The 12,325-nt window shown below is 68.0% G+C and carries 8 protein-coding genes; 2 read left to right on the forward strand and 6 right to left on the reverse strand.

Annotated elements, in window-relative coordinates; all coding sequences use genetic code 11:
• Positions 1 to 56: 56 nt before the first annotated feature.
• Complete coding sequence (locus AC1DNE_RS03930; protein ID WP_441471773.1) at positions 57 to 1,814, forward strand: transglycosylase SLT domain-containing protein; 1,758 nt, start codon at positions 57 to 59, stop codon at positions 1,812 to 1,814.
• A gap of 73 nt (positions 1,815 to 1,887) precedes the next feature.
• Positions 1,888 to 2,166 (forward strand): hypothetical protein, encoded by a 279-nt coding sequence (locus tag AC1DNE_RS03935; protein WP_441471774.1) that lies wholly within the window; start codon positions 1,888 to 1,890, stop codon positions 2,164 to 2,166.
• A gap of 104 nt (positions 2,167 to 2,270) precedes the next feature.
• Here the strand turns inward: AC1DNE_RS03935 and AC1DNE_RS03940 are convergent, their stop codons facing one another.
• The 6 genes from AC1DNE_RS03940 to tssK are packed head-to-tail and all read right to left on the reverse strand — an operon-like array spanning position 2,271 to position 12,281.
• Positions 2,271 to 4,331 (reverse strand): serine/threonine-protein kinase, encoded by a 2,061-nt coding sequence (locus tag AC1DNE_RS03940; protein ID WP_476765921.1) that lies wholly within the window; start codon positions 4,329 to 4,331, stop codon positions 2,271 to 2,273.
• Entirely contained in the window at positions 4,328 to 5,137 is an 810-nt protein-coding gene (locus tag AC1DNE_RS03945) for a PP2C family protein-serine/threonine phosphatase (RefSeq protein WP_476765922.1), read from the reverse strand. The genes AC1DNE_RS03940 and AC1DNE_RS03945 overlap by 4 nt, the downstream gene beginning before the upstream one ends.
• Before the next feature lie 10 nt (positions 5,138 to 5,147).
• Complete coding sequence (gene tagF / locus AC1DNE_RS03950; protein WP_476765923.1) at positions 5,148 to 5,858, reverse strand: type VI secretion system-associated protein TagF; 711 nt, start codon at positions 5,856 to 5,858, stop codon at positions 5,148 to 5,150.
• A 4-nt stretch (positions 5,859 to 5,862) separates the two neighbouring features.
• Positions 5,863 to 9,489, reverse strand: coding sequence for a type VI secretion system membrane subunit TssM (gene tssM, locus AC1DNE_RS03955; RefSeq protein ID WP_476765924.1), 3,627 nt, complete (start codon positions 9,487 to 9,489; stop codon positions 5,863 to 5,865).
• A 12-nt stretch (positions 9,490 to 9,501) separates the two neighbouring features.
• On the reverse strand, positions 9,502 to 10,947 hold the full coding sequence (tssL, locus tag AC1DNE_RS03960) for a type VI secretion system protein TssL, long form (RefSeq protein WP_476765925.1): 1,446 nt from the start codon (positions 10,945 to 10,947) through the stop codon (positions 9,502 to 9,504).
• Positions 10,944 to 12,281, reverse strand: a complete 1,338-nt coding sequence (tssK, locus tag AC1DNE_RS03965) for a type VI secretion system baseplate subunit TssK (RefSeq protein WP_441471780.1) — start codon at positions 12,279 to 12,281, stop codon at positions 10,944 to 10,946. The genes tssL and tssK overlap by 4 nt, the downstream gene beginning before the upstream one ends.
• Positions 12,282 to 12,325 lie beyond the last annotated feature (44 nt).

The raw sequence follows: 12,325 nt of genomic DNA on the forward strand, positions 1-12,325 counted from the left end.
CCCCGCGGCTCGGGGCGTAACCTTGCGTCAGGGACGAAGAGGCGCGGACCGTCAGGATGAGCGAGCGCTTCCGGCAATTCCAGGCGCTGTTTCCCGAGGAGGCCTGCCTCGCCGAGCTGATGCGCCTGCGCCATGGCGGCACGATCATGGCCTGCCCGGCCTGTGGGCGCGGCACCTCGTTCGCGATGCGGCCGAAGCTGCGCGGCTTCGCCTGCAATCACTGCCACTATATGATCCATCCCGCCGCCGGCACGCCGATGGAAAGCCGGCGCACGCCGCTGCAGCTCTGGTTCTTTGCCCTGAAAACGCTCGCCGAGCAGCCCGGCAAGGGAGCGGCGGCGGCGATCGCGCGGGAGGCCAATGTCCCGCACATGACGGCGCAGCGGCTCGTCGACGAGCTTTCGGCGCTCGGTGAACGGAGCGATGCGGCCTGGTTCGCAAGCCTGCGCCACTCGGTCGGCAATGCGGTAGGCTCGTCAACGAGCCAGCCGGTTCGCGTACAGCCATCAGCGCCGCAAGCCATTGCGCCGCTTGGGAAGGCTGGCCCCGTCAGAGCCGCCGGACCGGCTGCAAAGGCGCAGTCGTCGGTTTCGGCGCCGGCTTCGGCCGTCGGTTCTCCGGCACTTGGGGCGAAGAAGGCAGCGTCGCCTGACGGAGAACCCGCCCAGGCTCGGGCGCCCAGGCACGGGCCTTCCAGAGGCGTGGCGATCGCTGCCGTGGGCGGCGGCATCGCCTGTATCGCGCTAGCAGTGCTCGGTCTCGCCTATGCGCGCCTGCGGCCGCCGGACCGGCCCTTACAGGCTGCGACAGAGGACGTCGCGTCAACGGACGCCCCCGCGCTCAAGGACGGCCCGGCTCGCCCCTCGCTCATCCTGTCTTCGGTCGAGCAGGATCTGGAGGGCGCCCGGCAGGCGGCCCAGTTCGCACTCGACAACGATCCGTCGCTCGCCGCCATCAGGCCGCAGGAGGATGCGCCGACCCAGCAGGTGCCGGTCAATCAGCTGCAGCTCCCCTCAAATATCCTGCTGGTGCCGCCGAAGATGCAGGGCGCGCCAACGGGATCGGCCACGTCCAGCGGCGCCCCGCAACCGCCGCCGCAGATCTCCGGCGGCGATCCCGACCAGATCCTGACCTTCGGGCCGATCAAGATCCGCCGGCATCTGGTCGACACGATCGTGCGCGCGAGCAAGATCGTCGGTGCTGATCCGACGCTGCTGATGGCGGTCGCCGACAAGGAATCCTCTTTCTCGACGGCTGTGAAGGCGCAGACGTCATCGGCAACGGGGCTCTACCAGTTCATCGAGCAGACCTGGCTCGGCGTGATCTACGAATTCGGGGCCAAGCACGGGCTCGCTTCGGAAGCGAAGCTGATCGGCCGCTCCGGCCGGCAATTCATCATCTTGGACGGGGGGCAGCGCCAGCGCATCCTCGACATGCGGCGCGAACCCTATATTTCGGCGCTGCTCGCTGCTGAGATGCTCAAGCGCGACACCTTGCGGCTCGAGCGCGCGATGGGGCGCCATCTCACCGGCGGCGAGATCTACCTCATCCACTTTCTCGGCCCGGATGCGGCGCAGACCTTCATCGAGACGATGGAGGAGACGCCGGGCGTCAAGGCGGCGGAGTTGCTGCCGAAGCCTGCCCAGGCCAACCGGCCGATCTTCTATGCCGACGCCGGCGGCGAGACCAAGACGCTCTCGGTGTCCGAGGTCCACAAGAAATTCAACGACATGATCAAGGTCAGGCTCGATCGCTACAGCGCCGTGAGGCCGACAATGGGGCCGGGACTGGCGCGCCCGCAGCCGAAGAAGTGACGTGTTTCGCCGCGTGCGATTCCGCCTGCGGCCATCTCCTCCCGCTTCGGGAGGCATTGAAAGGAGAGAGCTCATGCCGGGGAACCGTTTCGAGCAGGTCGACGAGCCACAGGCCGATGCGATCACGCTCAGCCTGAGCGAGCGTGGCGGCGAGGCCTTCGGCCGTGTGCTCTGCCCGGCCGAGCTCGCCAGCGGGCATCTCGTCAATGATTTCGTCAGCGACGAGCTCCCGGCGAAGGACGCCTTTCGTACCGCGATCCGCCTCGCCAACGAGCTCCGGGCGCCGATCGTCGTCGCGGATGTCGACGACGTCTGGCAGGACGAGTGGGGTGTGCTCTACCGGGAGGAGTAGGAGAAGCAACGCTCCGCCATGATCGGGCGCGACCCGAGCATCTCCGGGGAGAGATTCTCGGGTGTGCGCTTCGCTGCGCCCGAGAACGACGCGCCCGCCGAAACCTACTCGATCCGGAAATACTTGATGGCGAGGCCGAGCTTGCCGGTCTGGCGGGCGAGATCGAGCTTGAGATTGGCGAAGAATTCGCTGGCCGGCGCAGGATTCGGGCCGGCCAACGCCGGCAAGGGCTCCTGGCTGACGAGCGCGAGCACGGTCTGGGGACGAGCCGCGCCGCCGGTCGATTCGAGCTTGAGGTTGAAGGTGACCTTGCCGCCTTCGCGCTTCATGAAGCTCTCCAGATTATAGACCAGCCCGTCGTCGCCGATCAGAACGACATCGAGGTTCTGGCCGCCGCCGGCGTCGACCGAGCCGTTGAGGACATCGCCGCTCTTCATGTTGAAGGCGCCGATCTGGAGCCGCGGGCTGCGATCGATCCCGATGCCGGGCTGGCGCAGGAAATCGACCATCGGGCATTGTGCGTTGGTGACCGGGCGCAGGTTGATCTGGGCCTCGAAACCCTGCTCGGCCTTGAAGGCGTTGTCGAAGGCGATGAAGGGGGCCGAGGCGCTGCCGAAGCCCTCCAGCGTTGCCTTGCGGTCGCCGATCTCCTGCGGCCAGAGGAAGAAGCAGGGCCCGCCATCATAGTCGCGGACATAGCGCTCGATACGTTCGGCGGGCGTGCGCGGCTCTGGCTCCTGCGCCGCGGCCGGCGGCGCTTGGGGGGCGGGCGGCGTCACGGGTGGCGTGGAAGGCGGCGGCTGCATGACCGCGGCCAGCGGCTTCTCGGCGGGCTTCGCCTCTGGTAGCGGCGACTTGGCGGCGGGTTCGGCGACGGGCGGGCGCGAAGGCTGCGCAGATGGCACCGGTTCGAGGTTGGTGGCGATCTGCGGTTTTCCGGAGTTCTGCTGTGGCGGTGCCGAAGGTGACGACGTCGGAGGCGGTGCAGCGGCCGGCGATGCGGGGGCCTGGGCCGCGGTGCTCGGGGCGGTTGTGGATTGGGGCGGCGAGGCAGCGGGAGCTTCGGTCAAAGGCGGCGGGCCATTGCTGGCGGCGTTGCCGCCCGCGCTCGCCGACGGCTGCTCGGACAGGGAAGGCGGGGCGGCCTTTTGCAGCCGCGCCATGTGGGCTGCCTGGTCGGGCTGCAGGGTCCTCCAGGCGTAGAGGCCTCCGCCCGCCAGCACTGCCAGCACCGCGACACCGGCAACGAGTGCCACAGGGGAGCGTTTCTCCCCGGTCGTGCCGGAGGAGGTTGCAGCTTTCCGGCCCGCTGCGGATGATTGCCAGGCCGCGACCTCCGCCATGTCGGCCGGGCGGTCCTTCGGATCGGGCGCGAGCATGCGGGCGAGCAAGGGGCGCAGCCGTGCATCGACGGCCGAGAGATCGGGCAGGCGGCGGCGCTTGTCGAGAATCTGGACCTGCGAACCGCCCATGTCGATGGCGCGGCCCGTCACCGCCTGCGCCAGAACCAGCGCGAAGGAATACATGTCCGAGCGGCCGGTGACCTCGCCGCCGTAGAGGCCGAGCTGCTCGGGCGAGACATAATTGTACTTGCCGGCAAAGCCGGAGCCGATCACCGTGCCTTCGCCGAGGATGCTCGAACGAGCTATTCCGAAATCGATGATCTTGGCGCGGGAGGGATCGCCGCCGGGCAGGATGATGTTGTCCGGTGAGATGTCGCGGTGGATGATGCCGAGCCGATGGGCCGCGTGCAGCCCCGGCGCGACGCGCTGGCGCAGGATGTCGGCTTCCTGGATCGACAGCGGTCGCTCCTTGATGCGCTCGGAGAGTGGCTGGCCGTCGACGAACTCCATCGCCAGATAGGGCGTCTCCGTCACGGGATCGATGGCGAAGACGTAATAGCGGACGATGGCCTCGTTGTAGAGGTTGTGCAGCGCCGCCGCCTCGCGTCGGAACAGGGCGATCACGGCTTCGTCGCGTGCCATGTCGGGGCGGATCATCTTGATCGCCACCGCGTCGCCAGTCTGGATGGCGCGGCCGCGATAGATCTCGCCCATGCCGCCGACCGCGATCAGGCTCTCGATCTCGTAGATGCCGTTGAGCCGCGTGCCGAGGCGGGCATTGGCGCGGGGCGCGAAGACAGTGCGCTCGGAGTCGTCGCTCATGGCGTGGTGCTCCCTGGCGGGCTGGCGCCCTGCGCGCGCCGGCTCGGCATCCAGCGCGTCTTCTCCGTCGCGCCCTGCCGGTAGCGGACGATGACGATCGTGACGTTGTCGCGCGCGCCGCGGTCGAGCGTCAGCGCGAGCAGGGCGTCGCAGGCGGCCTGCGCTCCGCCGGCCTCGACGGCCTGCAGGATTTCGCCATCGGCGACATGCTCCGTCAATCCGTCCGAGCAGAGGATGAAGGCGTCGCCATTGGCGATCTCGCCGTTTTCCAGATCGAGTTCCGGGCGCTCATGGACGCCGATCGCATGCGTGATGATGTGCCTGCGCGGCGAGCGCTTGGCCTCGTCGGGCGTCAGCAGGCCACGATCGACCATGTCCTGCACCTCGGTATGATCCCGCGAGACCTGCGCGATGTGCCCGCCGCGGACGAGGTAGATGCGGCTGTCGCCCGACCAGAGGCAGGCGAAATGGCGTTGATGGATCAGCAAGGCGACGAGGGTCGCGCCCATGGTGGTGCCGCGCCGGCGGATCTCCGCGCGCAGAGTCTCGTTGGCGTTGAGCACGCTGTCTTCCAGCATGGCCAGCAGATCGGGCGCCGAACTCGCCGTTCCCACCGCTTCCAGCGCCGCGACCACGGTCGCGCTGGCGAGCGCTCCGTTCTCGTGCCCGCCCATGCCGTCCGCCACCGCCCAGAGGCCGATTTCCGGGCGCAGGATGAAATTGTCCTCGTTCGCCTTGCGCACCTTGCCGGTGTGGCTGATGCAGCCGGTCTCGAAGTCGGAGCTGTCGCGCGGGGCGTCGTTCATGGCAGCGCCCTCATGAGCTGACGCGCTTGGATTCGAGATGGGCATCGAAACGGCCGGTCAGTAGACCGGAGAAGAGATAGGGATCCGGCAGGGCCTGGCCGGTGAGCGCCAGCGGCTCGAAATTCGGCCCGCCCACGGTCCAGAGGTAGCAGGCATGCGCGTAGGCACGGGCATGGTCCTCAACGCGTAGCGCCGCAAGCCGCTCCGGAAAACTGGAAGCGATCGCTGCGCTGACGATGGTGCCGTCCGAAAGGCGCACCATGTCCTGCGGCGGGGCGGCGAGGAGATGGTCGGTGGCGACGGGCAGGGCGGCGAGGCGCTGGGCGACGGCCTCGTAGCGCGCATCGGGTTCCAGCGCCTGCAGCAGGAAGTCCTCGATCGCCGCGAACCATTGATCCTGCGGGTCGAGTTCCGGCGGCGGGATGGCGGCGCCGTGGGCGGCCGCGGCGAAGAAGACGGTGAGCGGGAAATAGCGGCCGACGCCGTCGACCGACGGCATGAAGGCGCCGGCGACCGTGTGGCCGCCATGAGCGCCACCGAGCCAGAAGCGCCAGATCGGCGCGTTGAGATAGGCCTCCTGCCAACGGCCCCCGAGTTCAAGCCGGCTCGCGGTCAGCCCGCCCTGCAGCCATTTCTCGTAGACTGCCAGGAAGCCGGAGGGAGCGTTGAGCGCGATGAAGTCGCGCTTGGCGGGGAGCTTGCCGAAGAGGCCGCAGGGCACGCGCTCAAATCCCGGATGGGCAGCGGATTTCCCGCAGCGCCGGCAGGATCAGCGGGTTCTTGAGAGAGCCGACGCCGAAGGAATATCCGACCTGCCGGCCGCCGGCGCTCAGCGTGAAGCCGACATTGTCGCCTTGCTTCAGCACCGAGCCGGCATCGAGCAGACGGAAGAAGGACCAGGTGCCGTCCTTCTCGAAGAGCTTGGCTTCGCCCTGCGGCGCTTGCGAGCCCGAGGAGAAGAAGCCGCCGCCGAACATGCCGCCGGAATTGTTGCTGCCGCCGCCGAGCGTCAGCGTCACCGCCGTCTTGCCGGCGCCGCCACCTGGCCACATCACCGGGGCTGGCGTGTTGACGCCCTGTTGGCTCGTCACCGTGAAGCCGTTGATCTCGAGCTTGGCGTTGGAGGCGTCGGCCGAGAGCGCCGTCGGCGTCACCACCATCTGGAACGAGGGCAGGTTGCCGCCGGTCGGGAAGAAGGCCTCCTTGATCTCGCTGGCCCGCTGGAACTCGCGCAGGGTGGTCGGCGAGAGGGCGCGCGCGACGCGGCTGTCGACGCGCCAGCTCCATTGCGGCTTCGAGGTATCGACGAAGGGTTCCAGCCGTTCCTTATAGAACTTGTCCATGATCTGGCCGGGCGCGAAAAGCCTGGCGAAATCGGCGAGCGGCACGTCGCGGGCGCTGGCCTTGGTGAAGGGGTAGCGGTTGGTGACGATCTCGTTGCAGACGCCGGTGACCTGTTCCGCCAGGGCCTGTCGCAGCAGGGCGACGGTGGCGCCTGTGGCATCGCCCTCGAAATCGTTGACCGCCTGCACGATCATGCCGTCGAAGGGCGCGGGATAGCGCGAGGAATTGGCGCGCAAGGTTGCGATCAGCGGCACGAGCGCCGCATTCGCCGCCGCCGACTGGGCCGGATTGGTCGCGGCGATGGCGAGGTTCTGGCTGATCTCCGAGAAGGTCTGGAGGAGCTGGTCGACCGGCCGGCGGCCGAGATCGCCGTCGACGAGGACATGATAGGGCTTGAACTGCGCCTCGATATCGGCGCCGAGCGAGACGTCGTTGCTGCCGGCGAGCACGCGGTCGACGCCGGCCGAAGCCATCGGCAGGTTGGCGCCGAGACGGCCGAGCGCCTGGCTGGCGCGCTCGTCCAGCGTCTGCGCCGCGTTCTTCGCGGCGGTCTGCGCGACGGCCTTCTTCGCGTTCGGGCGCTCCTTGGTGAGCTGCGTCTCGTCGCGCAGGGATTCCAGCACCTGCTTGAACGGCGATGTCGCGGCCGAGATGGCGCTGAGCGCGACATAGCGCGGCTTGTCTGCGTTGAGCGGCCGGAGTTTCAGTCGCCGCAGTGTCTTCTGCCAGGTCGCGACATAGTCGCGGCTGTAGAGCTTCATCAAATCCTGGAACAGCGTGGCGTACTGGGCGGTGATCGCCTGCTGGTCGACATTCTCGCCCAGCACCCAGCGCTCCCTTTCGATGCGGTCGCCGATATCGCCGAGCCTGCCGATGAAAGCGGTCTGGAAGCCGTCATAGGTGTAGAAATAGGGCACGCGGATCTGGTCGAGGTCCTCGCCGCTGATCCCTTCGAAGACCAGCCGCACATCAGAGCCGCCGCGCTGCGAGGCGACCCAGTCCTTCGCGCTCTCGCTGCGGGCCTGCGTCCTCAGGAGTTCATAGGCGCGTTCGGCGATGCTGAGGCGGCGCAGCGTCCGCTGGCTCTGCTCGATCAGCGACTGGTTGAGCTTGACCATCGGCTCGGTGTCGCCCTCGTCGAGGTCGAGCATGGCGGTGAGATGCTCTTCAAGCGCCTCGCGGCCCTTGGCGTTGGCCGGGCCGGGGAAGAGGTTCTCTGCCCAGTCTAGCCGCATCCAGGAGGTGACGAGGTCGCGGTCCAGCTTCGCCTGGCCGCCGATCATCATGTAGACCTTGAGCGCCTCGTAGACGAAGCCGGGATTGTTGGCGTTCTGCTCGAGCTGCTCCTCCAGCCGGAAGATGATGCGTGGGCGCAGCATCCGCTCCAGCGCCTGTTGATAGGTGATCTCCGTCGCGTTCTGCAGGCGCTCGCGCTGGTTGAGGCCGAAGGTTGCGAGCGTGGGCGTCGGCTCGTCCTGGGTGGCGTAGCCCGCCGGCATGTTCCTGAGCTTGTGCAGCAGCGGCAGGACGCGGCTGAAATTGCGGTCGGAGATCGTGGTTTCCTGCAGCACGGGCGCGGCGGCGCTGCGATAGTCGGAAAGCCCGTAATTGGTCGCGGTGATCAGGTCGCTATTACGCGAAAAACTCGTCCACCACAGGCCCAGCGCGGCAAGGGACAGGAACGCGACGGTCGCAAACCCCGCGATGCGCAGCGCGGTGGTGCGGCGGGCGGCGCCGAGATCGGTCGAGACCCAGCCGGATTCGCCGATCACGACCTTCTGCACCAGCTCGGTCAGGAAATAGCTCTTGCCTTTGCCGGAGAAGGAGGCGGCGCCGGCATGGTCCGAGCCGAAATTGCGCGAGAGCGCGCCGATCAACTGGTCGATCGGGGTGCCTTCTTGCGTACCCGAGGTGAAGTAGAAGCCGCGCAATGTCGCATTGGCGTGGTAGCGCGTCGGCTCGAAGACGCGGGTGAGGAAATCGACGATGGAGCGCTTCAGCGTCGCCATCTGGCTGGGGAAGCCGAAGATCTGGGCGCGGGAGGTCGGGTTGTGCTCGTCCTGGAGCCGGTCGGGCAGGCGCTCGTTCAGCCGCTCGATCAGCGCATCGTATTCCGGCGGCACGTCGCCGATCATGATGCGGGTCTTGTCGGCGGTCTGGAAGGTATGGCCCCAGACCATGCGCCGCTGCGGCTCGGTCAGCGCCCCGAAGAACTCGTTGAAGCCGGCGATGAGGTCCGCCTTGGTGAAGATGGCATAGACCGGGAAATCGACCTTCAGTCGCTCGTGCAATTCGAGCAGGCGCGAGCGGATCGCGTCGGCATGGGCGGCGATCTCCTCCGGCGAGGAGGTCAGCAGATCCTCGACGCTGATCGCAATGAGCACGCCGTTGATCGGCTGGCGCGGGCGGTTGGTCTTGAGCAGGTCGAGGAAGGCAAACCAGCTCGACTTCTCGGCCTTGGTGTCGGTGTCCTGCGTGGTGTAGCGGCCGGCGGTGTCGATCAGCACCGCATCCTCGGCGAACCACCAGTCGCAATAGCGCGTGCCGCCGGAGCCGGCGATGGCGGCCGGCGTCGCGCCGCGCGCCAGCGGGAACTTCAGCCCGGAATTGACCAGAGCGGTGGTCTTGCCGGCGCCGGGCGGGCCGATGATGACATACCAGGGCAGGTCGTAGAGATAGTCGCCGCCGCCCTTGCCGCGCGCGCTCTTCAGGGTCGCGAGCGCGTCCTTCATGGCGCTGGAGAGGGCCGCGCCGTCGCCGGTCGACTCCTCCTTTTCCAGCGCTTCGGTCAGCGCCGCGGTGGCCTTGCGGCGGTGGACGACGATGAAGCCGATCCAGATGAGCGCGCCAAGGAGCAGCAGCACGGCGATGGGCAGGCGGACCCAGAGCGACTCGAAGGGACGGACTTCGCCGAAGGCGAGGAAGGGACCGCCAAACCAGACCAGCGCCGCGAGCGCGAGCGCACCGATCAGGATGGCGAGGATGCGCAGCCCGGTGGCGAGGTTCATCGGTTCGCCTCCCTAGCCCTGCCGCTGGATCAGGATTTCGACACGCCGGTTCTGGGCGCGGCCGGCGGGGGTATTGTTCGGCGCGATCGGCGTGTCGGCGCCCTTGCCCTCGAAGCCGATGCGATCGGGCTTGCTGAGCTTGGTCTTCAGCAGGTCACCGACTGCCTTGGCGCGGGCCTGCGACAGCTCGACATTTGACGGGAAGCGGGCGGTGCGGATCGGCACGTTGTCGGTGTGGCCGACGACCTTCACCGCGCCGCCCTCCTGCTCCAGCACCGCGGCGATGCGCTCGATCAGCGGCTGGAACTCCACGCGCACTGTGGCTTGCCCCGGCTCGAACAGGGTGATGCCGGTCAGGCGGACGATGACGACGTTCGGCGTTACCAGGCAGACGATTGGCGGCTGCACCGCAGCGCAGACCTTGGGCGGTTGCGGCGGAGGCGGGGGAGATGGCGGCGGGGCCGAGAAGACCTTGCGCATGATGCCGATCTCGCCCTTGGGATGGACCGAGAGCAGAGCGGTTGAGGCCGCCTCGGCATTACCCGAGAGCAACGCGCGGAAGACGAAATAGACGCCGAGCAGCGCGACGGCCGCAATCGCCGCCACCGACCAGACCGGCACCTTGAAGCCCGCGACCGTTGCCGCGATAGCCTGTCCGCGCCAGCGCGGCGAAAGCTCGGGGTCGGGCTGCTTCACCCGGCGCAGCGTCTCGAAGAGGTTGCGCTGAATCATCTGCAGGTTGTTGGCGCCTCCTGAGGAGGTGCGGTGGATGCCCTGGAAGCCGAGCGCCAGGCAGGCATGCATCAGCTCCAGCAGGTCGTAATTGACCGATGGGTCGGCCTTGGCCTTGTCCAGCTCCTCGAAGAAGCGGACGCCGCCGGTGCGCTCGCCGAAGAAGCGCGAGAGCATGCTGTACTGGGTCCAGACATGGCGGTCGTCGCCGGGGATGTTCTGGACGATGTCGTCGGCGGTGGCGGCCAGCACATATTTCGCGGTCTGTGCGGTCTCGGCCGAGACGCCGGCGGCACGTACTTCGTGCTCGAACGCTTCGATGGACTCACCGACCTGGCCGAGAAGCTGGGCGAAGGGAGCGTTGGAGAGGTTCGCGCGCATCCGCCCGAGCAACAGCAGGAGCGGGCCTGCGGCACGCAGCAGCGGATTGGCGTTGGGCGTCAGCAGTTGCTCGCGGCGCGGCAGCGCCTGGCCGCCGCCCGAAGGCGGCGGGGCCTGTTGCCGCTGCGGAATCGGCGCCGGGTTCGACATCCACTCGTCGCCGCCGCCGGGCACGCCGGGCGAGGGCACCTGCGGCGGCTGATAGGATTGGGGCGCCTGTGGCGCGCTCGGCGAGGGCGTGGCGGGAGCGGGTGGCAGGGACGCGCGGCGCCCGCCGGGGTTCGGCCGGATGATGGTCCGCTCGGAACGGCCGAACGGGTCGGACGGCGAACCCGGATCGCTCATCGCCTGCCCTCCAGAACGGCCCAGAGCTCGAGTTCGAGATCGGGCCAGTCACCGGAAAAATGCATGCCGATCGAGCTCGCCGTGCTGAACTCCGGCCAGAGCGGCGAGGTGCGGTCGAGGTAGAAGTATACATGATCCGTGAGCGCGCGGATCTGCGGCGGCGGCGTCGGCAGATGGACGAGATTGATGCCCGGCAGATGGGCATGGACGATCTCGTTCATCTTGGTGTTGGGGCCGACCTTGAAGAGCTGCGGGAACTGCGCCTGGATCTCGGTCAATGGCCGGCGCGCCGCCACTTCCAGCACCAGCGTCGCATTGCGCACGAGGCTGCGGTCGCGGATCGTCGACATGAAAGCGTTCTGCGCCCGCTCGACGATCTCCAGCCGGATGGCGCGGCGGCCGAGATTGGCCGAGAGGAAGTCCTGGATGTCGCGCACCACCGGGGCGAAGCAGTTCTCCAGGTCGTCGTGGTCATAGGCCGGGTAGTCGCGGGCGCGGCGCTCGGCCGTGGTGAAGGTCGCAAGCTCGCCGGCGAGCGCTACGAAGACCGTGAACAGCCGCTCGGGATGGATGAAGCGCGAGCGGCGCATGTGCTTCAGCACGGGGATGCTGCGATTGAGGAGCTGGAGCACGAAATAGTCGGCGCTCTGCAGGCCGCCGCCCGCCGTGGGATCGGCGGCGTAGCGGGCGAGCTCCTCCAGCTTGTTGTCGATCCAGCCGATGACGCGGTCGAGCCAGCCCTCGATCACCGGATAGGCCGAGAAGACCAGCACCGGCGGGGCGAATTTCTCGTCGAAGAGTACGGCGCGGTCGCGCACTTCGAGGATGCGGCCGAGCGCCAGGCCGACATAGCCGGCCTTCGAGGTCTTGCGCAGCTCCAGTGTCAGGCGCGGATGGGCGACGTCGATCTCTTCCTCGGTGCGCAGCGAAGCAGTGGAGTCGATCAGTATCTCATTGGCGGGGACATAGCGGCTGGCCGAGCCGTTCAGCGTGTCCTCGACCTCGCGCGTATTGGCAGCGGCAAGGGGCAGCGAGAGCCAGACGAGCTGGCCGGCGGCGTTCTCGGGCACCTCGATCGCGGCGGGCAGCGGGCTGTTGTCCGGCATGGCGAAGGGCGTGCCGTCCGGCATCACGCCAACCGCGCGTCGCAGCCCGATCCGGCTCTGCTGGGCGAGGTCGCGGTCGATCTCCAGCACGGAGAAACCCCATGGATAGGGCGTGACGTTCCTGACGCGGCTTTCCAGCAAATTCTCGAGGTAGCGATCGCTCTGCTGGAAGTGATGCGGCCTGAGGAAAAGCCCTTCCGACCAGACGACCTTGCTGTACCACGACATTCCGGTCTCGCTCACTCGAAGGCAGGCATGGTGAGCTTATCCGG

Source organism: Allobosea sp. 05L423, from assembly GCF_056397745.1.